General features: G+C 72.4%; 18 protein-coding genes. 12 read left to right on the top strand and 6 right to left on the bottom strand.

The window, feature by feature from the left end:
- Positions 1-9 precede the first annotated feature (9 nt).
- The 3 genes from Pla133_RS22390 to Pla133_RS26665 are packed head-to-tail and all read left to right on the top strand — an operon-like array spanning position 10 to position 3,367.
- A complete protein-coding gene (locus Pla133_RS22390) occupies positions 10-2,700 on the top strand; it encodes a sigma-70 family RNA polymerase sigma factor (RefSeq protein WP_145069443.1) in 2,691 nt (896 codons plus the stop codon).
- A complete protein-coding gene (locus tag Pla133_RS26670) occupies positions 2,697-3,026 on the top strand; it encodes a hypothetical protein (protein WP_419191853.1) in 330 nt (109 codons plus the stop codon). Before Pla133_RS22390 ends, Pla133_RS26670 begins: the two co-directional genes overlap by 4 nt.
- Before the next feature lie 2 nt (positions 3,027-3,028).
- A complete protein-coding gene (locus tag Pla133_RS26665) occupies positions 3,029-3,367 on the top strand; it encodes an MmcQ/YjbR family DNA-binding protein (protein ID WP_419191852.1) in 339 nt (112 codons plus the stop codon).
- A gap of 1 nt (position 3,368) precedes the next feature.
- On the opposite strand, the gene Pla133_RS22380 is transcribed toward Pla133_RS26665, so the two are convergent.
- Genes Pla133_RS22380 through Pla133_RS22370 form a run of 3 tightly spaced genes read right to left on the bottom strand, consistent with a single transcriptional unit; the run spans position 3,369 to position 5,308 of the window.
- Entirely contained in the window at positions 3,369-3,887 is a 519-nt protein-coding gene (locus tag Pla133_RS22380; protein ID WP_145069439.1) for a sll1863 family stress response protein, read from the bottom strand.
- Between the two features lie 38 nt (positions 3,888-3,925).
- Positions 3,926-4,660, bottom strand: a complete 735-nt coding sequence (locus Pla133_RS22375; protein ID WP_419191851.1) for a uracil-DNA glycosylase family protein — start codon at positions 4,658-4,660, stop codon at positions 3,926-3,928.
- A gap of 45 nt (positions 4,661-4,705) precedes the next feature.
- Positions 4,706-5,308, bottom strand: a complete 603-nt coding sequence (locus tag Pla133_RS22370; protein ID WP_145069437.1) for a hypothetical protein — start codon at positions 5,306-5,308, stop codon at positions 4,706-4,708.
- A gap of 903 nt (positions 5,309-6,211) precedes the next feature.
- Here Pla133_RS22370 and Pla133_RS22365 point away from each other — a divergent pair.
- Positions 6,212-6,985, top strand: a complete 774-nt coding sequence (locus tag Pla133_RS22365; RefSeq protein WP_145069435.1) for a PAS domain S-box protein — start codon at positions 6,212-6,214, stop codon at positions 6,983-6,985.
- Between the two features lie 9 nt (positions 6,986-6,994).
- Here the strand turns inward: Pla133_RS22365 and Pla133_RS22360 are convergent, their stop codons facing one another.
- Positions 6,995-7,801 (bottom strand): PhzF family phenazine biosynthesis protein, encoded by an 807-nt coding sequence (locus Pla133_RS22360; RefSeq protein ID WP_145069433.1) that lies wholly within the window; start codon positions 7,799-7,801, stop codon positions 6,995-6,997.
- Positions 7,802-7,911: 110 nt separating this feature from the next.
- Between Pla133_RS22360 and Pla133_RS22355 the strand changes: the two genes are divergently transcribed.
- From Pla133_RS22355 to Pla133_RS22345, 3 genes are read left to right on the top strand one after another with little or no spacing between them, the layout of a single operon-like run.
- Positions 7,912-9,852, top strand: coding sequence for a hypothetical protein (locus Pla133_RS22355; protein ID WP_145069431.1), 1,941 nt, complete (start codon positions 7,912-7,914; stop codon positions 9,850-9,852).
- Between the two features lie 6 nt (positions 9,853-9,858).
- Complete coding sequence (locus tag Pla133_RS22350) at positions 9,859-11,799, top strand: hypothetical protein (RefSeq protein ID WP_145069429.1); 1,941 nt, start codon at positions 9,859-9,861, stop codon at positions 11,797-11,799.
- Complete coding sequence (locus tag Pla133_RS22345; protein ID WP_145069427.1) at positions 11,796-13,745, top strand: hypothetical protein; 1,950 nt, start codon at positions 11,796-11,798, stop codon at positions 13,743-13,745. The genes Pla133_RS22350 and Pla133_RS22345 overlap by 4 nt, the downstream gene beginning before the upstream one ends.
- Here Pla133_RS22345 and Pla133_RS22340 read toward each other — a convergent pair.
- Complete coding sequence (locus Pla133_RS22340) at positions 13,739-14,899, bottom strand: sialidase family protein (RefSeq protein WP_145069425.1); 1,161 nt, start codon at positions 14,897-14,899, stop codon at positions 13,739-13,741. The two genes, Pla133_RS22345 and Pla133_RS22340, sit on opposite strands and share 7 nt — an antisense overlap.
- 46 nt (positions 14,900-14,945) lie before the next feature.
- Here Pla133_RS22340 and Pla133_RS22335 point away from each other — a divergent pair, with 46 nt between their 5' ends.
- From Pla133_RS22335 to Pla133_RS22325, 3 genes are all read left to right on the top strand, one after another.
- Positions 14,946-16,478, top strand: coding sequence for a sialate O-acetylesterase (locus tag Pla133_RS22335; protein WP_419191850.1), 1,533 nt, complete (start codon positions 14,946-14,948; stop codon positions 16,476-16,478).
- A gap of 66 nt (positions 16,479-16,544) precedes the next feature.
- A complete protein-coding gene (locus Pla133_RS22330; RefSeq protein ID WP_145069421.1) occupies positions 16,545-18,446 on the top strand; it encodes a hypothetical protein in 1,902 nt (633 codons plus the stop codon).
- Positions 18,447-18,602: 156 nt separating this feature from the next.
- Positions 18,603-20,207, top strand: a complete 1,605-nt coding sequence (locus Pla133_RS22325) for an AsmA family protein (RefSeq protein WP_145069419.1) — start codon at positions 18,603-18,605, stop codon at positions 20,205-20,207.
- A gap of 32 nt (positions 20,208-20,239) precedes the next feature.
- On the opposite strand, the gene Pla133_RS22320 is transcribed toward Pla133_RS22325, so the two are convergent.
- The gene (locus tag Pla133_RS22320) at positions 20,240-20,926 is read right to left on the bottom strand and encodes a DUF4336 domain-containing protein (protein WP_145069417.1); all 687 of its coding nucleotides are present in this window, start codon (positions 20,924-20,926) and stop codon (positions 20,240-20,242) included.
- A 153-nt stretch (positions 20,927-21,079) separates the two neighbouring features.
- Here Pla133_RS22320 and Pla133_RS22315 point away from each other — a divergent pair, with 153 nt between their 5' ends.
- Positions 21,080-22,288, top strand: coding sequence for an NAD(P)-dependent malic enzyme (locus Pla133_RS22315; protein WP_145069416.1), 1,209 nt, complete (start codon positions 21,080-21,082; stop codon positions 22,286-22,288).
- A gap of 531 nt (positions 22,289-22,819) precedes the next feature.
- Complete coding sequence (locus Pla133_RS22310) at positions 22,820-24,400, top strand: hypothetical protein (RefSeq protein WP_145069414.1); 1,581 nt, start codon at positions 22,820-22,822, stop codon at positions 24,398-24,400.
- The last annotated feature ends 16 nt before the right edge of the window (positions 24,401-24,416 follow it).

Below are 24,416 nucleotides of genomic sequence, written 5' to 3'. Positions count from 1 at the left end.
AGGGGTGCGATGGGTGATCGGGACCTGGATCGGCTGTTCCTGCGCTATCGGGACCAGGGTGATGTGGACGCGCTGGGCGCTCTCCACGACGCCCTGTCACCCGAGCTGGTCCGCGTGGCCGCGCGTCTGGGACCCGGCGCCGAGGCGGCCGACGACCTGGTCCAGGCCACCTTCCTGACGGCGATCCGGCGCGCCGAGCGCTACGAGGCCGCGCGTCCGGTGACCCCCTGGCTGGTGGGCTTGATGGCCAACCACGCGGCGCGCATGCGGCGGGGCGAGTCGCGCCGGCCCGATCCGGCGCGGCTGGATGAAGAGCGGGCCGTCGACCCGACCGAGGTGGTTGCCGCGAGGGAGCTGCGCGAGCTGGTGGGGCGGGCGGTCGCCCGCTTGCCCGAGCGCTACCGGGCGGTGGTCGAAGGCGCCGTGCTCGGAGGCCTGACGCCCACGTCCGTGGCCGCGCACCTGGGCCGCGAGCCGGGCACGGTACGCGTGCAACTCCACCGCGGCCTCGAGCTGTTGCGGCGAATCCTGCCGCCGTCGATCGCCACGGCCGTGGCCCTGCGCCTGGCCCCCGCGCCCCAGGCCCGGGCCTTGGAGCAGTGCGTCGCCCGCGAAGCCCTCCTGGCCCAGGCCCGCGCCGCCGCCCTCGGTGCCGCGCACCCCGCAACCCCCCTGCTCGGAGCTCTGATCGTGAACAAGGCCTTGGTCGCCCTTGCCGCTGTCGCGTTGGTTGTCATCGCGGCTTGGATCGGTTTGGGAAGCGGACCGGGCGCCGAGGGGGCGGCGGACGACCTGCTGGCCCAGGCTCCGTCCGAATCACCAACCCACGGGCCCACCAGCCCCCGCCCAGCCACCCCCGGGACCGGCGCGCAGGCCGATCGGTTACAGGTCCTCGCCGAAACATCGGTCCCGACTCCCGACCGCGCGCCCGTGCCGAGTGCCGCGCTCGCGGACGGGTCGGCCTGGCGGTTGGTCGGCACGGTCGTCGGGCTCGATGGGAGCGCCGCTGCGGGGGCGCGGGTCCGCGTGCAGGGGCGATCCGGCGACGAACCGGTCGGCACGCCGTTGGAGCTGGAGTTGGCCGTCGACGCCTCCGGGCTGCCGCGTTTCGAGTCGCCATTGGAGGGGCTCATGGGAGCGGAGCCGAGGCCGCAGTCCCTGGTCGTGTCCCTCGAGCACGGGCTGCACCGCGCCGAACCCGTGCGGATCGACCTGGAAGGAGCTCCGGGCACGCTCCTGGCGCAGCTCGACGCGACGGCCCTGGCCGCCGTCGATCTGCGGCTGGTGGACGAGCTCGGCGATCCGCTCGGTCAGCACTTCGCCGCCCTGTTCGACTTTCCCGCGGGCTCGGACGCGCCGGTGGGGAAGGCGGTGGTCAAGGTCCAGAGCGGCGACGACGGACGGCTTCGCCTGACGGTCGAGCGCGCCGGGCGCTACGCGCTGCTCTCGGCCGCGTGGAAGCGGCGCCCGGCGACGCGCATCGTCGAGCTCCTGCCGGGAGCGGCGCTCGAGCTGGGCGACGTGGCGCTCGGGCGCGGTGAGTCGATCACCGGGATCGCGCGCAGCGGCGACGAGTTCCAGCCCCAGGGCACGGTGGTGGTCGGCCGCCTCGACGGCGCCAAGGACAACTTCCAGCTCTCCGTCGGCAATCAGTTGCTGCAGCTGGATTGGATCGACGGGGCCTTCGAGCACATCCACTGCGCCAACGCCGTCGTGGAGGACGGACGCTTCGAGCTCCTGGGCATGGCGCCGAGGCTCTATTCGATCACCGTCTACGTGAGCGTGGGTGAGCTGCAGCCCGAGCCGCTCGACGTGGTCGCCAGCGCGGACGAGGTGCAGATCCTCGACCGGGCGGCGCGCGTGCGACTGACGGTGCCTGCGGGTTTCACTGCGGCGCGCGCCTTGCGGGTGGAGGTCCGGCCCGAGAACGGCGAGCCGTTCCTGCGCGATTGGGATCCGTTCCAGCGCAGCGCCCTGCCGATCGTCGTCACCCCCGAGCGACCGGTCGAGTTGCACGTGACCAGCGACGCCGGGCACGACTTCACGTTCAGCCTTACGGCTCCCGCGGTGGGGGAGACCCTCGAGTACCAGCTCGACCTGCCCGGCGGTCCCCACGGAGACCTGGTGCTCTGCGCGCCCGAGGGGCTCGACCTCGTCGGCCTCGAGTTCATCTATCACCTGGACGAAGCCGCAGGACTGCGGCGCTCGGGGAAGTTCGTCTTCCCGCCAGGGGGCGAGCACCGCATCGAAGACCTCCCCGCACGGAGCTGGACCCTGGAGTTCACGCCGATCAACGCCGTGCAGCCGACGACCCTGTTCCGCGGCGCCGAGCTGACCATCGTCGACGGCGAGACGACTCGCCTGAGGCTGCCGACCGAGGCCGCTGGAGAGCTTCCGGTCACCGTCCGTGGCTCGGGCGGACAGCCGATCGAGGCCAAGGTCGTGCGCGTGGACGGCGACCGCGATGCCGCCGTCACCGTCGAGGCCCAGTTCGCGGGGGTGCGCTCCATCCGCTACCTGAACGGCAATCTTCCTGCGTCCCTCGATCGCGCCGTGCTGCTGCCGCCGGGCCGGCACCAACTGCGCTTCGACGCGGAGGGTCACCTCTCGCGGACCCTCGACGTCGAAGTGCGAGCGGGTGAGCGCGGCGCGCCGCTCGAGGTCACTCTCGACGCCGTCGATAGCGAAGCGGGCGGTTGAACGACGGGCCCGCGCCCCGCGAGCTGGGGCCGCGACCCGTGGGGCGCGGACCCAGCTCGCGTGGCTTCGGATGTCGACCGAGCGCCGCAGGCGGGGCCTTCGTCTCGGCCGCCACCCTCGACGCCGGCGGCCACCCGATCGGGCTCGAGCGGGCCGACCTGTTCGAGAACCCCGTGTCGTGGCGGTTCCGCTCGCCCGAGTCGTTGCTCTCTGCCGGCCAGATCGGCATCGTCGTCGCGGCCGAAGTCACCGACGACGGCCTGCCGGACGTGGTCCTGAACCAGGGCGGGACGATCGGCTTCCGGGTCAACCTACTCGTCGACTGAACGTGGCTGAGCTCTCCACCGTGCGGCGCCTGGCCCTGGCCCTGCCCGAGGCTTCGGAGCAGGGCCACCACGGCCGCGCTTCGTTCCGGGTGGGGGGGCGCATCTTCGCCACGGTCCCCGACGCCGATCACGTCAACGTGATGCTCGATGTCGAGGGTGTCGACGCTTGGCTCGACCGGGCGCCGGGGGCCCTCGCGGAGTTGACCTGGGGCTCGAAGGTCTGCGGTGTGGCTGTCGCGTTGGCTGCGGCCGACGAGGACCTGCTCGAAGCGCTGCTGCTGGAGGCCTGGCGCCGGGTGGCGACCCAGCGCGCGATTCGCGCGCTCGAAGCGCGCGGGTGACTCAGTGGCCGCCGTCGGCCTGGTCGGCGGCATGGGGGACTTTGTCGCCGACCGGGACCACGGCCGGCTCGGCGGCGGCCTGCTGGAAGGCTTCGACCGCCGAGATGAACCCGTCGCGCAGCTCGCCGAAGGCCGCGTCGCTGGCGTTGCGGAGCTGGTCGAGCTTGGGCTCGAGCTCGCGACGCTCGGCCTCGAGCTGCTCGAGCTTCGCGCGCGAGGCCTCGGCCAACTTCGCGCCCTTCTCAGCGGCTTCATCGCGCAGGGCGGCCAACTCCCCGTCCAGGGCCTCGAGCTGCTCGGAGGCGCGCTCCAGGAAGACGTCCTTCTGGGCCGCGGTCAGGTCCTTGAGCCCTTCGAGCGCCACGCCGGCGTCCTTCATGGCCTCGCCGAAGCCCTGGCGCAGGTGCTCGACGGCCTCGGCCGAACGCCCGCTCTCGTCGGAGCAGGAGGTCAGGGCCTGGGCGGCCAGCAGGGCCAGGGGGGCGAGCAGAGCGGCGGGCAGCGGTCGGGCGAGCTTCATGGCTCCGAGGATACCCCAGGCCGTCGAAGCGGTCCGAGTCAGGGCAGCTCGATGCCCTGCCGCGCGAAGTCCGCCTCGGCTCGCTCGGCCCAGCCCTTGTTCGCCAGGGGGCTGGCGGGGCTGGGGTGCAGCACGGTCCCGATCGGGCGCCCGTCCGCGTCGCCCAGGGCCGCCTTCAGGCGATCGGTGGCGAAGCGCCCGATGCCGATCAGTCGGGCCGGGTCGAGGTACTCGACCATGCGCCGCAGGGCCTCGTCGCAGCGCTCTTCGATGGCCAGGCGCTCCTCGCGCGGCAGCTTGTCCGGCGTGCGGTTCTTGCCGCCCTCCTCGAGGAAGGCCAGGGGGCAGTAGTTGCAGACGAAGAAGCGTGCGAAGAAGGCCTCGGGTGTGCCGAAGCGTTCCTGGGCCCAGCCCCAGACTCGACGGCCCGAGACCTCGCTGCGGGTGCAGTCGAAGCCCAGCACCGGGCGCTTGGGGTGCTCGCCGGCGGGGCGGCCGACGCGGCCGCCGATGCCGAGGAAGTCGCGCACCATGGCCACTTCGCCGAACGGCACGCCGGTCTGCACCATGCCCCAGGGGCCGGGATTCATGCCCAGCAGCAGCGCTTCGGCGCCCGGATTGGCGAAGCGCTTCAGGTAGGCCTCGAGCGGTTCGCGCGCGTAGTCCGAGGGGTCGTAGACGTGGGCCACAGGCGGCTTGAAGCGCAGCTCGCCGAGGGCTTCGGACAGGTCGCGGGCGATACGGACGGCGGGGTGGCGGGCGCGGCTGGGCACGGGAGGGGCAGGATACGCGCGCGGCCCCCGGCGTGAACGCCCCGCTCAGCGTTCGACGTAGATCCGCGCCAGGCCGCGCAAGAGGTCGAGCTCACTGGATAGCAGTCGGGCGCTGTCCGTCAGTCCCGAGCGCTCGGCCTCGTCCCAGGCGAAGACGCGGGTGCGGCCGGTACGGCTGGGTTCCTGCTCGTGGAAGAAGGCCCAGTGATGGGGGCCATCGAGCCCGGAGGTCAATGCCTCCAGTCGCTCGACGAGCAGCCGCGCGTGGTTGTTCGACGTGAGCGAGGGGAGCGGGATCGCAGGCGCGGCGATACCACCCACCCGCGGCGAGAGGTGGGCGAGCCGCGGGGTGTCGAATTGGCCTTCGACCCGCACCGTCGGGGGGGCCAAGGCGCGCACCAGGGCCCATAGGGCGACGCGCGCGGCCCAGGCCATGGGCGCCGCGATGGCTTCGGGATCGACGGTTTCCACGAACAGCGCCTGGCGATCGGCGCCGCGTCGGGCCCGCACCAGACGCACTCCGAGCGCCTGCTCGTTCACGCCGAACTCGCTCGCAAGGTCGATGCCCTCCTGGGCTCGTGCGCCACCGTAGAGCAGCACTCGTGAGCTGATCGAGTCTTCGACGATCGGCGTGGCGGTGTTCGGCATTGTGATCGAGTCGGGAGTCATTCGAGGTCTCGCCGCAGGCACGGAAGCGGCTTGCACCCATCGCGAACCGAAGCGTCGCGGGAGGCCTGCTGCGACCATGCATCGAGGCGCGAGGTAGGCGGCGGCGCGATGCCAACTGGAATCGATGCCAACCGAATGCCCACGCAGCGCGCCCCCCAATTGCGGCTTCTGTCCTTCAGGCCGGTTCGAGTGGACGCTCGACACTCGGGAGTGAATGCCCGTACCGATGCCCACGGCGGGGTCGGGGAGGAGCGCCAGAGCTCGGCACGGGCGATGGGAGTTCGTAGGACGGCTGGGCCGTCTCGTGCGCTCCCAACGGCCGGGTTCCCGGGACCGAACAAGCCCGTTGACGAATCGTCGGCGAACCTGGGCGGGACCCGAAGTCGCGCCATCCACCGCGGCGGAAGCGCCCACATCGAATGGAACGGCGTAGCTGCGCGGCCGAGCGCCGGGTTGCCGAGGCACGCAGGTCCGCCTCGGTCACCAGGACTCGGGGCCGGTGCGTCCAACCCGTGATCAGGCGAGAGTCGGCCAACGGCCGCCGCTCGGGCGTGCTGGGCACGAACCCTGGTGATGGATCCAGGACACTAGGTGTCGCGTTCTGCGTCAGCTCGCCTGGGGCAGCGCCTGCACCTCTTGCGCGGAGGCTTGTCGCAGCACTTCTTCTTCACCCGGGCCTTGCGCTTGCTGTCCTTGTGCTTGCTCATCGGGGTGGCGGGCCTCGCCGGGGCGGGAACATAGGCCCGGAGATCCAGGCCGCACGGGTTGAAATGAGAACGGTTCGCAAGACCTGGTTTGGCTCTCGGCCCCTTGCAGCCCCTTTCGGATGGAATCTGGGCTGGGGAGTTCGCTCGCGATCTTCGAGTCGTTAGGAACGCCGAAATGCCCACTCCCCATCCCGCTGGCTCTTCTCTCCCCACCGTCGGCAGCGGCTCCACCCACCGAGACCTGATCGAGCTGGTCCCCCAGGCAATGCTCCTGGTGGGGGCCGACTCCTCGGTCGTGATGGACGCCAACCGGGCCGCCCTGAAGCTCTTCGGCGTTCGCGCCGACGACCTCGTGGGCCTGGCCGTCGACGACCTCTGCCCGACTGTCCAACCTGACGGCACCCGCAGTTCGGACCTGTGGACCGAACATCTCGAGCGAGCCCGCAACGAGGGCGAGGGCAACGGCGTGTTCGTCCAGCGCGTCGCCGGCGCGATCGATCTGCCCTGCGTGGTCGGCCTGCGCCGCCTGGGTCCTGTGGACCTGGGCGTGATTTCGGTGGGCTTCGAGCCACTGACGGCCCGCGGCCACTCCTCCTACGAACGCGACCTCCTGGCACGGGCGCTCATGGACTCACCGGTGCAGGTCCTCGTGCTGCGTTCCGACGGGAGTTTCCGCTTGGCCAACCCCGCCGCCTGCCGGGCCCTGGGCTACGGCCTCGACGAGCTCGACGGTCTGACCATCGATCAAGTCGACGGCGCCTGGCGCGGGCTGCTCGCCGCCGGTGAGTCGGACCAGCCCCTGGGGCAGGGTGGTCTGGTGACCTTCCGCTCGCAGCAGCGGCGCCGCGACGGCTCGACCAGCGACGTTCGCGTCTCGGTCTTCCGCGTCCGCCACGGTGAGGAGGAGCTGCTCTTCGGCTTCGTCGAGCCCCGCTCGGCGGAGACCTGAGCGCGGCGACTACTGCGCCAGGAGTTCCCCGCTCAGAGTCGTCACTGCGCGTCCGATCAGGCCGACTCGCTCGCCCCGCAGCTCGACCTCCAGGTCGCCGCCGCGAGCCGAGGCCTGGTGGGCGCGCAGGCGGCTGCGACCGATGCGCGCGGCCCAGAAGGGACCGAGGGTGCAGTGGGCCGAGCCCGTCACCGGATCCTCGTCTACGCCGCAGGCCGGGGCGAAGAAGCGCGACAGGAAGTCCACTTCCGAGCCTTCGCCCGCGCGGGCGGTGACGATCACGCCGCGGGCGTCGACCTTGGCCAAGAGGCCGAAGTCCGGCGCGACGCCTCGCAGGGCCGCCTCGTCGGCGACCTCGACGAGCCAGTCCTCCTCGGCCCCCGCCACCGTGAGCGCGGCCCCCGCGGCCAGGCCCAGAGCACCCAGGAGCCGCGGCGGCGCCGTCGCGCGGGCAGCGGGGCGGGCCGGGAAGTCCAGGTCGATCGCGTCCTGCGCGCGGGCCGCGACCAGGCGACCGGAGAGGGTCTCGAAGGCGATCCGCTCGGCGCTCGCCAGCCCCGCCTCCCACAGCCAGTGGGCGCTGGCCAGGGTCGCGTGGCCGCACAGGCGCACCTCGGTCGTCGGCGTGAACCAGCGCAGGCGCCAGGTGTCCCCCTCGCGCCGCAGGAAGGCGGTCTCCGAGAGGTTCATCTCCCGCGCCACCGCCTGCATCCACTCCGCGTCGCGGTCCGTCTCGAGGACGCACACCGCCGCGGGGTTGCCCCGGTAGGCTCGGTCGGTGAAGGCGTCGACGACGGCAATCGGTTGCCCGCTCATGGCGGGAGGTTAGCACCCCGAAGCCCCGGCTACTGGCCTGCGTCAGGCGGCCGCGCTGCCCTCGAGTCCCCCTGGCCCCCCGAATCCGTCCCTTGCCCCCGGAGCTCCCCGTGAATCGCGCCGCCTGGATCTTCCTGCTGCTGCTCCTCGCCATCTCGGCCTGCGTGGTCTGGATCTCGACCAGCGGCGATCACCAGGTCGATTCGGCCTCGAAGCCCCCTGCTGCACCGTCCGAGCAGGCGCGGGAAGGTCCGAGCGAGTTGTCCGCTCCGGTGTCCTCGAGCGAGGCGGCCGAGGAGCGGGTGTCGGTCGAGACGGCCACCGCGGAGGCGGCGGAGGCGGACGGCGCGACGGCGTTGGCTGAACCTGTTGGAACTGCGCTCCGTGGCCGCGTCGAGCTCGAGCTGGATGACGGCTCGATCTCGACCACCGCGACGGGCCGCTTGGACGTGAACTTCTGGACCGGGAATCGCGGCCAGAGCAGCGAGGTCGAGGTCGCCGACGGAGCGTTCGAACTGCCCCTGGGCGGCGACGCTGCGGGGGCGGACCGCATCGAGCTGCGCAGCGGGAACTTCGACGAGCTGCTCGCGATGGCGATCGAAGACCAGGACTACCAGCTGCCTGCGGACCGGGAGCTGGTCTTCCGCTTGCGACTCGTGCAACCCTTTCTACTCGAGGTGCGCGACGCCGCGACCGGCGTTCCCCTGGCAGGCGTCGACATCGCCGAGGGCGAGGAGTACCGGTCCCATCCAGGCCTGCGCCCGAGACTCATCGTGCAGGGCGCGGTCTCACCCGTGCGGGTGCCGCAGGTGGATCTGCCCGCCTGGGAGCGAGCCGCGGGCCGCAGCAACTGGCTCGTACGCGCGGACGGCTACGCTTGGGAGCCGGTCGGCGTGGACATCGCCGGCGCGGGACGCGTCGTCGAACTCGTTCCCGGCGGCGAGGTGGTCGTCGACGTGACGGGCATGCCCGCGCAGGAGCGGCTGTACCTGGCCGTCTACGCGGACACGGGGGCGGGGTTCCTGACGGAGGAGTTGATCCGCGGCGACGGGCGCCATCGGCTCTCGGGCTTGAAGGCCGGGAGCGTCAGCGCGCGGGTGCAGCGCGGCGAGTGGTTCACCAGCCCGCGCGTCTTCGGCTCGGCCCAGGGTCAGCTCGTGCCCGGAATGCCACTCCAGCTCGAGGTCATCGTCGACGCCGCGGCCGGCGAGGAGGCGCCGCGCTTCGACTTCGCCCTGCAGGTCGACGTTCCCGCGGCCTGGGCCCGGAGCGAGCTGCGCGTAAGCGGCGAGCTGATCGACTCGCCCAGTGGCGAGGAGAGTGATTGGGACCTCACCTCGTCCGACGGCGACGAGCTGAATTCCGGCCTGCGTCGCTTCAGCTTCGAGCTGGAGCAGGAGCTCGGCGGCGACTGGTTTCTGGAGTTCCCGTCGCTCGGATGGCGCAGCGGTATCGTCGTCGACCACTCCGGCCTCTACTCGATACACGCGCCCGAGCCCGGCACCGTGCTGCTCGAGGTCGTGGACGAGCTGACCGGCGCCGCGCCCGAAGGTGTCGGCGTCAGCTGGTACTCGGTCTACACGGGCCCGAGCGACGGCTGGTCCCACGAGAGCACCGAGGCCCTCGACGAACCGGGGCAATACCGCTTCGTCGCGCCAGTGGGGGAGATCGCGATCTCGGTCTTCGCGGCCGACCGCGGGTTCGATTTGGAGCACTTCACGGTAGTTCCCGGCGAGCAGCGGCTCGAGTATCGATTGCCGCCCCGCCAGGGGATTCGGCTGCGCGCGCTGCACGGCGAGGTGGTGGTGAACCCCACGGACTGGAGTTGGATACCGAAGCTCGAGCGTCTGCCGGACGACGGCGGCGACGGCGACGTCGGAGGCGCTGGCTACATGGAAGGGGCGGCTCTCGCGATGCTCGTGGACGAGCCCGGACGCTTCCGCGTGACCATTCCCGATATCAACGGCTACAAGCCGGTCGAGCCGGTCGAGGTCCAGATCGCGCTGGGCGAGATGGTCGACGTCGACATCCAGGTCGAGCCGAAGGACTGAGCTGCAGTGAAGTCGCCCCTCGTCATCGTCGCTCTCGCCGCCGGCTTGGGCCTCGCGCTCTGGGCCGCCTCGCGGCGCGTCGGGCCAGCCGCACCCGCCCACCCGGCGAGGGTGGAGGTCGATGGCGAGGCCGGGCGCTCGGGCGCGGGCCTGCGGCCGGTGGTCGGTGCCGAGCCCGCGGACCGCCGCGCGGCGAGCTCGAAGGCGCCGACCTCCGACTCGACGGAGATCGCCGTCCTCACGGGGACGGTGACCCTGATCCGCGGCGACGGCTCGATCGACGAGCGGCCCTCGGGCGTGGTCGCCGTGCAGATGATCGAGACCAAGGGCTTTCGGACCTACTTCCCCGTGGTCGCCGGCGGTCAGTTCGAACTGTTGGTCCCGACGGGTTGGATCGCACCGGCAGAGCTGCGCTTCGTGGACGCGAAGCTCGAAGACAGCGCGGTGCGGGCAGTGGGGACCGAGGCGCGGCGCTTCCCCGACGACGGCCGGGTGCGTCTGGTCTACCGCGCGCCCGTGGCGGCGACGCTCGTGGTCCGCGACCGCGCAACCGGGCTGCAGGTTGAATCGGTCGACGTGGTGCGCTCGGTCGGTAGCGCCCACCACCCCGGCCGCGCCGACGGCTTGATCGAACCCGTGACCCTGGGCCGGCCCTCGCCGGTCGAGGTCACGCCCGCGGTCGCCGACGAGATCCTCCCCGGCCGAGCGGCGAATTGGTTCGTGGGCGGCGCGGGGTACGCCTGGCAGCCCGTGGTGCTCGACCCCTTCGCCGGGGGCGAGCGCCTGGTCGAGCTCGCGCCCGGTGGCTCGATCCGCGTCGAGCTGCACGGCCTGGGCCGAACCGACGAGCTGCACCTGCGGATCGCGGCCGGCGACCCAGCGACGCGGATCGTCGACGAGGTCGTGGGGCTCGACGCCGTCATTCCATTCAGCGGCGTCCCCGCGGGCGAGGTCGTCGCCAGCCTCGAGCTGGACGACCTCTACGGGAACTCGCGCGTGCTGGCCTCGGCGCGGGGCGAGGTCGTGGGCGCTGGCGAGACGCCGCTGCGCCTGTCCGTCGCGCCCGCGGAGCTCGAGCAGCGCGAGGCTCCGCGCTTCGAGCTGCAGGTCGAGATCGAAGTGCCCGCGCCCTGGAGCGGGGACGAGCTTCCCGGCTGCTTCGCCCTGGATGGCGGCGACCGAGCGCGACCGATCGGGCTCGAGCTGCGACCGACCGCAGTGGTCGAGTCGGGACCGGGTCGGAGTTGGCTGCACTACGACCTGGGGGCCCAGCCAGCGGGCCTGTGGCGCGCGAACCTGCGCGACCTGCGTTGGGCGCAGACCTTCGACGTCACCGGTGCCGGCACGACGACCCTGCGCGTCCCCGAGCCGGCCCGGGTCGAGGTCGAGGTGACCGACGACCTCGGCGCTGCGCTGCCACACACGCCGGTGCTCTACTGGCTCGGCCCCGCCCTGGGCCGGGCGTTCACCGAAACGGACGGCAGCCACGCCTTCGCGCCGGCGGCCGCCCTGCAGCACACGGACGAGCCGAGCGTGCTGCGCTTCACCGCGCCCGCGGGCCAGATCGCGATCCGAGCGGTCGTCGACGGTCGCAAGATCGAGCGCGCCTACGACCTCGCGCCCGGCGAGCACCGCCTGCGATTCACGATCCCGCCGCGGCATGGGGTGCGGGTGCGGCTGCGCGACGCGGCTAGCGGGCTCGACCTGGGACCGGCCCAGTGGTCGGTGAGCCTGTCGCCACTCGACTTCGACGACGCCCCGATGCTGGTGTCCGCCGAGCCCGGCGCCGCGTCGGTCGAGTGCGACGTGCTCGGGACGGGGCGCTATCGCGTGCAAGTCGCGGGGGCCGAGGGCTACGACGCGCCGCGCCCGCGTGCAGTCGTCGTCGCCCGGGGCGAGTTCGTCGACCTGATCGTCGAGCTGGCGCGCGCGGAGGGTGGGCGATGAAGGGCGTCGGCATCGCAGCGGTCTTGGCAATCGTGGCCATGATCGCCCTGTGGCTCTTCTCGCGCGGCGAGGTCGAAGCCCCGGTCGCGAGCGCTCCCAATGCGCACGCGGCGCAGATCGAACAGGCCGGGTCCCCTGACTTGGTTGCCGCCGGCGCGCCGCGACCGGTCGAGCGCAGCGCGGCTCCGATCACTCCCGCCGACGCTTCCGGCAACACCGCAACCGAAGTCGTCCCCGCCGCCGAGTCCGACCCGCGCTACCACGTCAGCTTGCGCGTGGTCGTGGTCGAGCTCGACGGCACCGAGCGCTTCGACGCGGACGGGGAGCTGCTCTTCGACTACTTGGACTTCTTCGAAGAGGAAGAAGACGTCGCGGAGTGGATCGAGGGCTCGATGCCCTTCCGCGGCGGTCAGGCGCGCTGGGAGAGCGGCGGGACGATCGCCGACGCGACCCTGCGCTTCGGCCGCGCCGAGGGCCGCGAGGCGCGGCTGGTCGAGCCGCTGCCCGACCTCCAGGCGGCATTGGAGGCCGGCGGGACCGTGGAGCTGCGCCTGCAAGTGGAGCCCGAGCACTGGCTCGAGGTGCGCGACGCGGCGACCGGCGAGCACCTGGACGGGGTCGTGTTGCTGGTAGGTGCCATGCCGTCGGCCGGTGGCGCGGATGCACTGCCGCTGTCCGACTGGCGAACCCGTGAGGTCCTGCGGGACGGGTCCTCGCCGGTGCGGCTCGGCGCGGCCGTTCGGGACAGCCGGGGGGAGCGGCGTCTGCGCCTGTTCATCGCGGCGCGAGACCACGCCTGGCGCCTCGTCGAGCTGGACCTGGACACCGAGCGCCACGTGGTCGAGCTCGAGCCTGGAGGAGGCTTGTGCGTCGACCTTGCAACCCCCTCCGAGCCCTTCGAGGGCGTCCTGCTGCTCTACCGCGGGCAGCGGTTCGTGCGCCTTCTCGAGCGGGCCTGCGCCGTTCCGCAGACCCTCGTGTTCGACCACGTGCCCCTGGGCGACTACCGCGTCGAGCTGCGCGCCGGGGGCGAGTCGAAGCGCGAGCGGTTGGTGGGCGGCGCCGCCGCCCCCGTCGCCCGCGGCGAGACGACGACGATCCGCATCGACGTCCAGCCGGCGGCGGAGGCGGTGGTTGCCGAGTTCGACCTGAGCCTGGTGCTCGAGTTGGACCCGGTCTGGGAGCTGAAGCGCCTGGAGGTGCTGCTCGTCTCCGGCGAGCCGGCCACCGCCGCCGAGCCCTACACCTGGCTCGACGTCCCACTGTCTGCCGAGGACGGCCTGCTCCGCGGTCGCGCACAGGTCGAGGGCAAGAGGCCCGGCCGCTATCGAGCGGAGTTCGTCGATCTGGGCTACAGCGCGGACCTGATCGTCGAGCAGTCTGGCGAGCAGACGCTCCGACTCCCACCGCCCGCCGAGCTTCGCTTGCGTTGCGTCGCCGAGCCGGATGGGGGAGCGATCGACGTCCCCAGCGTGAACGTCGGCGCCGTCGGTGCCGACGGCCGCTGCAGGGTCGCGGTCGAGGCGGTTCGCACCGCGCCCGGAGAGTTCCGAGCACGTGTCGCCGCCGGTCCGGTGCGTGTGGTCGTGCGGCCGTCGGCCCTGCACCCCGGACTGGTCGAGCAGGTCGAGTTGGTTTCCGGCCCGAATGCCGTCGAGCTCGAGCTGCCACGACCCTGCGGCGTGCGGGTCACCCTGCGGGACCAGGGCCAACCGATCGGCTTCCCCGGACTGTGGACTCCGAGCCTGATCGCCGTCGGGGGCGCAACCGGCAACGTCACGGGGCACCGCGACGACGGGGCCTACATCTACTTTGTCGGCCAGCCGGGGTCCTACTGGCTGTACCTCCCCGACCTCGACGGCTACGAGTCGATCGAACCGATCGAGGTCGAGATCTTGGCCGAGACGGTGTCGGAGACGGTGATCGACCTGGTGCGCTCCTACTGATCGCGCCGGGACGCCTCGGCTTCCGCCTGCACCCAGTCGAGGCCGAAGCGCGCGAAGACCAGGCGGCCGTAGTCGTCGGCTTCAAAGAAGCAGCCGATCGTGCCGTCGTCGAGGGCGGTCAGGCACGAGTAGGCGCTGCTGCCCTCGTAGAGCAGGCGCGAGTGGGCCCAGGTCCGGCAATCGTCGTAGCTGGCCCGGACCGTCAGTCGGTGGCGTGCCTCGGTACTCGCAGGGTTCGAGAACAGGAGCACACCGGGCGCGTCGCCCGCGCGCCAACGCAGGCGGCGCAGGCTGGCTTGGCAGACAGGCTCGACCAGCGCCTCGTCGTGGCGCTGATCGCCCCAGCTCTCGCCCCCGTCGCGGCTGGTGCAGGTCTGGCGCGCGCGCACGCTGCGGTCGTAGTTCCGCATGTTGAGCAGCAGGCTCCCGTCCTCCAGCTCCGCCACCTCGCACTCGTTGACCGCGTCCCTCGGCGCGCTGCCGCCGGCGCGCCAGGTGAGGCCGCCGTCGTCGGACAGGATGACGTGGCTCTCGAAGCGCGTGCCCTCGGGACCGGGTGTCTTGTGGTCGCAGGGCACGACCAGGCGGCCGGCGTGCTCGCCGCGCTCCATCTGGATCCCTGCACCTGGGCCCGCGACGTACCAGCTCCACTCCACGGGCTTCACACTCGGCGTGATGTCGGCCGGCTCGCTCCAGGTGAGCCCGTCGTCGGTCGAGCGACTCAGGAACACGCGCTTCGAGTCGGTTCCATGGCCCACGGCGATGTCCGACTCGGGCACGTCGCCGTCGCTCCAGGTCATCAAGAGGGTGATCGCACCGCTCTCGCGATCCACGACCGGGCAGGGGTTGCCGCAGACGTTGGTGCCGTCGTCCCAGAGGACCTGCACGTCCGACCAGGTGCGCCCGCGATCGGTGGAGCGCCGCAGCAGCAGGTCGATGTCGCCCGAGTCGGCGCTGCCCGTCCGCCGTCCCTCGCAGAAGGCGAGCAGCGCGCCGCTCGCGGTCGTGACCAGGGCGGGGATGCGGTAGGTGTGGTAGCCGGCCACGCCGGACGTGAAGAGGTCCTGCGTCGTCGGCTCCGCAACGGGTACGTCGGAGTCCTGGGCGGCGCCGGCCAAGGCGGTGAGGAGCAAGATCGTCGTGGCGGTTCCCATGCACCGGTTCCATACCATGCGAGGCCACCGATCGCCGGACTCCACGATGAGAACTCACCTCGCCAGCGCCGTCCTCGCCCTCTCGCTCCTGTCGCAGGCCTGTGCAGACGCGCGCGATTCGCTCGAGCTCGCGCCGGTCTTCACCGACCACATGGTGCTGCAGCGCGGTCAGCCGATCGAGATCTGGGGCCGCGCCGAGGCGGGCGTCGTGGTGGGCGTGAGCCTGGGGGACGCTGCCGCCGTCGCCGTCACCGATCCCCTCGGCGCCTGGTCGGTCGAGCTCGAAGCCCTCGATGCGGGTGGGCCCTACGAGCTGGTCGTAGGCGTGGCCGGGCGCGAGCTGAGCTTCGAGGACGTGCTGATCGGCGATGTCTGGCTGTGCTCGGGCCAGTCCAACATGCGCTGGCAACTGGACCAATCCGAGGGCGGCGACGCGGCTGCGGCCGGGGCCGACTTGCCGCAGGTGCGGCTGTTCGACATGCAGGGTGGCCTCTCCCTGGCGGGCACCTGGAGCGAGCGGCAACTGGCGGACGCGAGCATCGAGAGCGGCTACCAAGCGGCCCAATGGACCCCTTGCACGCCGCGGACGGCGGCGAGCTTCTCGGGCGTCGGCTACTGGTTTGGACGCGACCTGCACGAGCGCACCGGCGTAACCATCGGGCTGATCTGCAACGCCATCGGCGGCAGCCCGATCGAGGCCTGGACCTCCCTCGAAGCCATGGGCGCAGAGACCCGCCTGCCGGCGTTCGTGTCGGATCCGCGGGCCTGGCTCGAGCAGGGCGAGTCGACCTGGGCCCGCTCCCGCGCGCGCCAGAACCTCGGGCGTTGGCTTGACGATCCGACGGGGGCCCTGCCCGGGCACCCGTTCCTGCCGGGCTTCCTGTTCGACTCGGGGATTCGGCCCCTGGCCGGCCTCGGGCTGCGCGGCGTGATCTGGTATCAGGGCGAGTCGAACGCCACCGACGAGGCCGGTGCGGTGATCGATCCCGAGCGCTATCGGGTGGCGATGCAGACCCTGATCGCCAACTGGCGACGGACCTTCGCCATGCCCGACCTGCCCTTCCTGTTCGTGCAGTTGCCCGGGATCGAGCGCGACTGGGCGGCCTTCCGCGAGGCCCAACGCAGGTGCCTGGAGATCCCCGGCACGGGGATGGCCGTCACGATCGACATCGGCGATGCGGGCGACGTGCACCCGCGCAACAAGCGCGAAGTCGGCCGGCGGCTCGCCTTGCTCGCGGCGGATCAGGTCCTTGGGCTCGAAGTCGTCGGTGCCCGCAGCCCGAACCCGGTGGAGTTCGAGGTCGAGGGCGCGCGCGTCCATCTGCGAGTCGCGGACGACGGGGGCGGGTTGGCGACCACCGACGGCGCGGCGCCGCGCGGCTTCGAGTTGGTCGGCGATGACGGGACCTGGCAGCCGGCGGCGGCCACGCTCGACGGTGACCGAATCGTCGTCATCTCGGAAGCGGTCCCGACGCCCGTCGCCGCGCGCTACGCCTTCGCGCCGCTGCCCGATTGCAACGTCGTCGGCGGCACGGGCCTGCCCCTGACTCCCTTCGTCGAGGGCCGGGTGCCGCAGTGAGCGACGCGCCGGTCACGGGCGCGTAACCGCCCGAGCCGCGATCGTGATCGGGGCTATGCTGCCGCGATGAAGCTGCGCACGACGGCTGTCGCGCTCTCGACCCTGGTACTGGCGGCCGCGACGTGGATCTACCTGCTCGGGGTGCCGCGAGGCGATGCCGCAGGGCAAGCGCCGGCGGTCGCCCGCGCGGCGGCAGTCCCGACACCGGTCGCCGGGCAGGCGGAGCTGACGAGCCCGGTCGCGCCGACGACCCAGGCCTTGGCGCCAAGAGAGCCTCAGGCGAGCGAGCCCGGTGCTCGGCGGCCGGCCGGCGACGCGGGCTTCGCCGGCCTGGTGCTGGTGATGGAGGAGGGGGGCGTGGTGCGCGACGGCGACGGGACCCTGAGCCTCGTGGCGGTCTCCGAGACACGCGTCCAGCACGACTCGCTGGCCTTTCGCGGTGGCCTCTTCACGATCCCGGGCGTCGTCGGCGCGCTGCAAAGCCTGCGGGTCGACGGCGCCTGGATGGACGGGGTGCGCGTGCCCGTCGTGGGCGAGGGGCGCGCCGAGGAGGTCGCGGGTCCCTTCGCGACGGTGCGCGTCGACCACCGCGGGGCCGAGTCGATCGAGGTGTGCTCGCGCGCGACCGGCGAGCACTTGGATGGCGTGGAGATCATCGTCCTGGAGCGCGGGAACGCCCTGCCGTCGGGCGTCCCTCGACCGGAACGGTTTTCGCCCGGGCGCTGGCTGGCGCGGGGCGCGCGCTCTCCGTTGACCCTCGGTCGGCTGCCGCGGCTGTTTCCGGGCCAGACGACCTTCGCGGCCTGGGTCAGGGCCAGGGACCACGCTTGGCGATGCGTGTGGCTCGGGTCCTCTGGTCAGCAGCGGGTCGAGCTCGAGCCCGGCGGGGACCTGCGGGTACGCGTCGTCGGGGAGTCGACCCAGCGCGTGAGCCTGAGCCTGGCGGACGCGGCCGGCGGTTCCTCGATTGCTTCGGAGGCCCTCTCGAGCGGCGGCGAGCTGCGCCTGGACGGTCTTGCGGTGGGGGATTACAGCCTGCGGATCTCGGCCGGGCAGTCCCCGCGGACGAAGGACGCGATGCTCGCTCGCGAGTTGAGCGTGCGAGCGGGCCAGGTGACCCGGTTCGACTTGGACCTGGGCGAGTTCGACTCCCTGCTGGCCGAGCATCCGGTCGCCGTGGAGCTGACGGCCCGGGGCTGGCCCGAGCGGCGCAGGGTCAGCGCTTCGGTCTACCGGAACCTGGGGGGCGAGCGCTTCATCCGCGTCGACCAGGTACGCCTGGAGACGTCCGATCTGAGTGAGGACAACCACTTCACCGGCTCCCTCGGATCCCTGCGCGCCGGCGCCTACGCGCTCCAACTGCACGAGCTGGCCCGGATCGAGAGCTTCCAGGTCAGCGGCCCGACGACCGTCGCCCTCGAGCTTCCGCCGCCGGAGTCGGTCCTGATCGAGTGCGTCGACGAGCAGACGGGTCGGCAACTGGACGCCCCGACGATCGCGGTCAGCTCGTCGCGGGGCTCCGCGCTGGTGCCGCACCGATCGCGATCCTTCGCGCGGGTCGGACCCGGGCTCTACCAGGTCCAGGTCGCTCCCGGCGCACTGAACATCACGATCGGCTCGCCTCAGATCTCCCGTCGGACCGCCACCGTCGACTGTCCACCGGGCGCCGAGCGGCTGGTGGCGCGATTCCTGCCGCCCACCGAGCTCCAGATCGTGTTCGCGGTCGACGGCCGCCGAATCGCGAGGTCCATGCCCGGCACCGACGTGTCGGCGGCCGCCGTCGACGGCGAGGGGCGCTCCGACTTCTGCCGGTCCAGATCGGGCGTGTACCACATCGGCCTGTCGGAGCCCGGGCGCTATCGAATCGGCATCGTTCCGGCGCCGGCCTACCTACCGGTGAACGACCAGATCGTCGAGCTGGCGGCGGGGATCAACCGCATCGAAGTGCCGCTCGAGCGCCGACCCTGAGGGAGCGATCGCCTTGGCTCCGCGCGCGATGCCCGACACTGCTGCCACGCTGCGATCCATCGCGATCGACGCGCGGGGGCGTTCGATGCGGTGCGGCCCGGAATCCTGGGGCCACGGCCTTCGGAGCACGGGGCGCGACGTCGCCGGAGGGCGGCCGTGAGTCCGGACCTGGTGCGCGGTGGGTCCGCATGGCGCAGCCTCGCCCTGTGCGGTGTCCTGGCCCTGCTCGCCGCGGTGCCGTGGTTCCTGCTGCGCGACGTCGCGGAGCCCATCGACGCGGCGAGCCCCCGTGCCCCCGCGGCGCACGCGACGCCGTCCGTCGCGCCGGTCATGGTCGCGGCCCACGAGCTCGACTCGGCTGAATCGGCGCGCGCGGTCGCGGGCCTGACTCTGACGGGTTCGATCGCCGTGTTGGGCGAGCGGCCCATGGCGTTCGACGAAGCGAGTGGGACGATCGAGCTGCTGCTCGTCAGCGACGGGGTCGAATGGGTGCGTGAGGTCGACGTGCGCGCCGGGCAGTTCCGTATCGACCTGCCCTCGCGCGGCAACCTGACCTTCCGCCGGCCGCGGATCGACGGCGGGCCGTGCCGAGTCCTCTCGCCGTCACCGCGCGCAGCTTGGCCGCCGGGGGATCGGGTGCAGGTGATCGTGGTGCGCGAATCCACGACGCGGCTCTCGGCCCTGGACGCCAGGACCGGCGCGCACCTGAGCGACGTGGAGGTCAGCTCGCGGCCAGGGACCGATCCCTTCGGCCACCCGGGCCCGGCGCGCGGTGACCTGGTGCGCCTGGTCGAGGGCGGCACTTCGCCGATGGAGATCGAGCTGTCGGGCGAGCGAGTCGGTGCCGGGCCGCAGCAGACGCTCTTCGCGCGCGCGCCGGGCTACGCCTTCGGGAGCGCCGTCGTTTCGTCTCTCGCGCGCAATCAGGTGTCGGTCCGGCTCGAACGGGGCGGCGACCTCGAACTCGAGCTCGCCCTGGGCGCGGGGATCGACCTGCCCGCGAACTCGGTGCTGCGACTGACGAGCGGCGGCGAGACCGTCTGGGAGGGCCCCGCCCAGGTGGGGAGGATCGATCTTCCGTCCTTCCCGGCGGGGACGATCGAAGCCGCCCTGCTGGTGGACGACCTCGAGCTGATCCGCACCCGGGGCGAGCTGGCCGCGGGCGGCTGGCTGCCCCTGCGGCTCTCGTTGGACGCGCATCCCGACGACATCTTCGGCGACCTGCACGTGGCGCTCGACGTGCCCGGATCCTGGCCCCTCGATCGGGTGCGGCTGCGGATCTACTCCGAGCTCCTCGATTCGCGCTCGGTCATGGGTCCGCCCCTGTTCCTGCCCCGCGCCGGCAGTCGCCGGGTCGAGTGGGTCTTCGAGGACGTCCCGCGCGGCGACGTCGAGCTCGAGGTCTACCCGATGCGCTTCATGACGCGCCTCGACCACCGCCTCGACGAGGTCCACGAGCTGGCCCTGCCGGGCTACGTCCGCTTCGAGCTCGAGCTGCTCAACGCCGCCGAGGTCCACCCATCGATTCGCGTCGCGTGGGAGGCGGAGGTCGACCGGCGCCGCTGGTTCGCCGGCGGTGGCCTGGCGCAAGCAGTGCCCGCGGCGATGCTCGGCAACCTGCCGGCGGCGCGCACGACCCTGACGCTCACGGCGCGCGGACACCAGCCGGCTCAGATCGTCGTCGAAGCCTACGCCGGCTCGCGCTCGGAGAGCGTGCTGCTCGCACCGGAGCCGGCCGAGGCGCCGACCGGCGAGCGGTGAACTCGGGGCCGCGCGACGCGCAGCCGCGGTGCCTACAGCCCCCAGGCCGCGCGCAGCTTGCCCTTGGGGTCCTCGGTGATCGGCTCGCCGTGGCCGACGACCAGACGCTCGAAGTCCCACTCGAGCACGCGACCCAGGCTCGCGTTCCAAGCCTCGCGGTCCTTGATCACCGAGCGCATCAGCCGCCCCGCGCGGGCCTCGCCGTGAATCCCGAGCATGCGCTGCATCAGGCCGCCCCAGCCACCGGTCGCCGTGCCGAGGTTGAAGACGGCGTCGGCGGTGATCGCGGTGCGGCTGGCGCGGTGCAGGAACATCCACTCGCCGACCCGCGGCGCGCCCTCCAGGGGCAACAGCTCGAACTCGCCGCGCCAGGGGGCGTCCAGGTCCTCGGCCAGCCAGCCCGTGAAGTTCCACTCGGGGTGCGGGCGTCGCAGCTTGGGCGCACCCCAAGTCGAGGCGGCGGGCAGGTGCTCGAACCACTGGTCGAGGTACAGGTCGTGGGTGCGGCTGGGCGCGACCCAGTGCTCGATCGGACCCAACTCGGCGAGCCGCGCGACGAGGTCCGCGGACCACGGCACCGGCGAGTGCAGCCAGAGCCCGCCGCCGGACAGCTTGGCGACCGTCATGCGGTGCCCGAGGGGCATCCCGAGCAGCCCGAAGTCGGATTGGACCGTCCAGAGATCGTCGGTCAGAGGAGTGATGCTCGAGGTGGCTGCCATGGCGAATGGTTTCGCACACGTCGCCGCGGGAATCCATGCGGCAAATCGACGCGCGTCGAGCCCAGGTCGTCGCGGCGGGCGCGGCAGTGCCGTAGGGTCGCGCACCAGCTCCGCGATCGCGCGTCGTCAGCCCCCTCGAACCCCATCCCATCCATGGACATCTACGAGCGCTCTCTGGCCCTGCACCGCGAGAAGCAAGGCAAGCTCGAGGTCTCGTCGCGCACGCGCGTGGACTCGATGGAGGACCTCTCCCTGGCCTACACCCCGGGCGTGGCGCGGCCCTGCGAGGTGATCGGCCGGGACGTGTCGGCCGCCTGGGACCTGACCCTCAAGGGCCGCACCGTCGCCGTCGTCTCGGACGGCTCGGCGATCCTCGGCCTCGGCGACCTGGGACCCGAGGCCGCCCTGCCGGTGATGGAGGGCAAGGCCGTGCTGTTCAAGGAATTCGCCGGCGTCGATGCCTTCCCGATCGTGCTCGACCAGCGCGAGCCGGCCCAGATCATCGAGACCGTGCGCGCCATCGCACCGACCTTCGGGGGCATCAACCTGGAGGACATCTCCGCGCCGCGCTGCTTCGAGATCGAGGACGCCCTCCAGGACATCGGCATCCCGGTGCTGCACGACGACCAGCACGGCACGGCCATCGTCCTCTTGGCGGCGGTGATGAACTCGCTGCGGGTGCAGGGGCGCTCGCTCTCGCAGTTGAAGGTCGTGATCAGCGGCGCCGGCGCGGCCGGGCGGGCCATCGCGCGCCTGTTGTCGTGCACCGACGGCCACGACCGCTGCATCCCCGTGGGGCAGCTGCGGATCTGCGACAGCCGCGGGATCCTCTCGCCCGAGCGCGAGCGCCAGGACCCGATCAAGGAGGAGCTGGCGCGCCTGACCAACCCCGAGGGCGAGCGCGGGACGTTGCGCGACGCCCTGCGCGGCGCGGACATCTTCATCGGCGTCAGCGCCGGCGGCGTGCTGGAGGGCAAGGACATCGCCACCATGGCCGCGGACCCGATCGTGTTGGCGATGGCCAACCCGATCCCCGAGGTGGACCCCGAGGCTGCCAAGGCCAACGGCGCCGCCATCGTCGGCACCGGCCGCAGCGACCTGCCGAACCAGGTCAACAACGTCCTGGCCTTCCCCGGCCTGTTCCGCGGCGCCCTCGAGGCCCGCGCCGTGCGCTTCACCAGCGGCATGAAGTTCGCCGCCATGGAGGCCATCGCCGGCTGCGTCGTCGATCCCTCGCCCCATCGCATCCTGCCGCCGCCCTTCGACCGCTCCGTCGCCGTGCGGGTGGCCCACGCCGTGGCGGCCGCGGCACTCCACGACGGCGTCGTGCGCGAGGGCGCGATCGCGGGCGTGCGCGGCTGACGGCGAGGGTCGGATCGCCCGCTCGATCGCCGGGACCCGGGACCCGGGACCCGGGACCCGGGGGCCGCGGGGCCGCGGGGCGGGAGGCGGGAGGCGGGAGGCGGGAGGCGGGAGGCGCCGGGCGCCGGCCCTACTCGTCCAGATCGTGGACAGGGCGTCGAGGCCGTGGACGGGCATCCACGTCGAACGCCTTCCTCGACCCCGCTGGAGGGTCTCGGTGGTGCGGCACAGGACTTGCGGATCTCGAATATCATTGTCGAGCGAGTCCCGCCTGCCTGCGTGACCTGGGAGGCCCTGGTCGTCGGAGCCCGCTCGACCTCGAACCTCCCCGCCGACCGGGCCTGCCGGGCCCACCGGGTCGGCGATCACCGGCGAGCGCCGTGGTCGATCGCCAACCCGGGCGCTCCGCAGGTCCCGGCCGCGACAGATGCGGCGACCGCGGCCTCCCCTCGAACCCGAGTCAATACCGAGCCGGACCCACCGCGCCTGCGCGACCTGGTCGGCAACTGATCGCTGACCCACCCGACCCCAATGAAGAACCCCATTCGACCCTCGTCGTCCACTCTCCTGTTCACCTGCATCGCCTTGCAGGCCGGCGCCGCCGCGACGCCCGCAGTCCAGGGCTCCGAAGACCACAAGCTCCTGGCCGCCGCCGTGCTCGCTGGCGACGAGTTCGGCTCGTCCGTGGGGACCGACGGCGTGCGCGTCGCAGTCGGCGCGCCCCTCGCGGACGCGGCGGGACCGGACGCCGGGTCGGCGTTCCTGTTCGACGCCACGACGGGCGGCGAGTCGGTGCAACTCGTCCCCACCGGCGTGTCCGCCGGTGACCGCTTCGGCGCGGCGGTCTGCGTCGACGGTGCTCTGGCTCTGGTCGGCGCGCCGTTCGCGGACGTGACCGGGACCGACTCGGGCGCGGCATACCTCTTCGATGCGAGCAGCGGCACCCAGTCGGCCGAGCTGCAACCCTCCGACGCGGCGGTCCAGTTCGGCACGGCGGTCGCCATGGACGGCGGTCTGGCCGTCGTCGGCGCGCTGGGGGCCGCCTACGTGTTCGACGTCGCGACCGGGCAAGAGCTCGCGAAGCTGGCGCCCTCCGGCACCGGCTCCGCCGGCGGCTTCGGCGGGGCTGTCGACATCGACGCCGGCCTGGTGGTCGTCGGCGCCCAGGTAGGGGACGGGCTGGGGCTGTTGACCGGCACCGCCTTCGTCTTCGACGCGGCGAGCGGCGTCCAGATCCGCCAGTTGTCCGCCCTCGACGGGACCGCCTGGAGCTTCTTCGGCTCGAGCGTCGCGATCGACGCCGGTACGGTCGTCGTCGGCGCGCGGACGGCGAGCCCCAAGGGCAAGGATTCCGGAGCCGCCTACATGTTCGATGCGGTCACCGGCCAGCAGATCGAGAAGCTGGTCCCGAATGACGGCCACATCTTCGCCGAGTTCGGCTCGTCCGTCGGTATCGAAGGCCCACTGGTCGTGGTCGGCGCGGGGCAGGACAACCAGGGTGGGTTCTCGTCGGGCGCGGTGTACGTCTACCAGGCGGCGAGTGGGTCCTTCGTCACCAAGCTGCTGGCCAGCGACTCGACTTCGTCGGACGAGCTGGGCGGGGCGGTCTGCGTTGCCGGCGGCGTGATCGTGGCCGGCGCCGCCAGGGACGACGACGTCGGCGACGCCTGCGGGTCGGCCTACCTGTTCGGGGCCGCCGGCGTCGCCGCGCCCATGTCCGAGTGCCTCGGCAACCTGGGCAGCCTCGACCTGGCCGCTGGTCTGCCCTTCGCCGGCCAGACCCTCACCCTGCGCACCGACGGCGCCCAACCGGCCACACTCGCTTCACTGCTGGTCGTCTCGGCCGCCCCGGTCGCCGGCTGGCCGAGCTGCGGCGTCGACTTTGGCACCGCCGGCGAGTTGCTCGTCGATCTCGCGCCCTCGAGCGAGCTGTTCGCGTCGATCGTGCCGTGGACCGGCGCTCCCGCCGACTTCTCGATCAGCGTCCCGTCGGTGGCCGGGCTGGCCGGCCTGCAGATCTACGCCCAGGGTGCTCTCCTGGCGCCGCTCTCGCCGACCGAGACGGTGCGTCTGACCCATGGGCTCGAGATCACCCTGGGCGGATACCTGTAGGACGCGCGTCGTGCTC

The sequence above is a fragment of the Engelhardtia mirabilis genome (genome assembly GCF_007748095.1).
In the GTDB taxonomy this organism is placed as follows: Bacteria; Planctomycetota; UBA1135; order UBA1135.
Note: the sequence above shows the minus strand (reverse complement) of the source record. Positions and strands in the feature narration are given on the sequence as shown.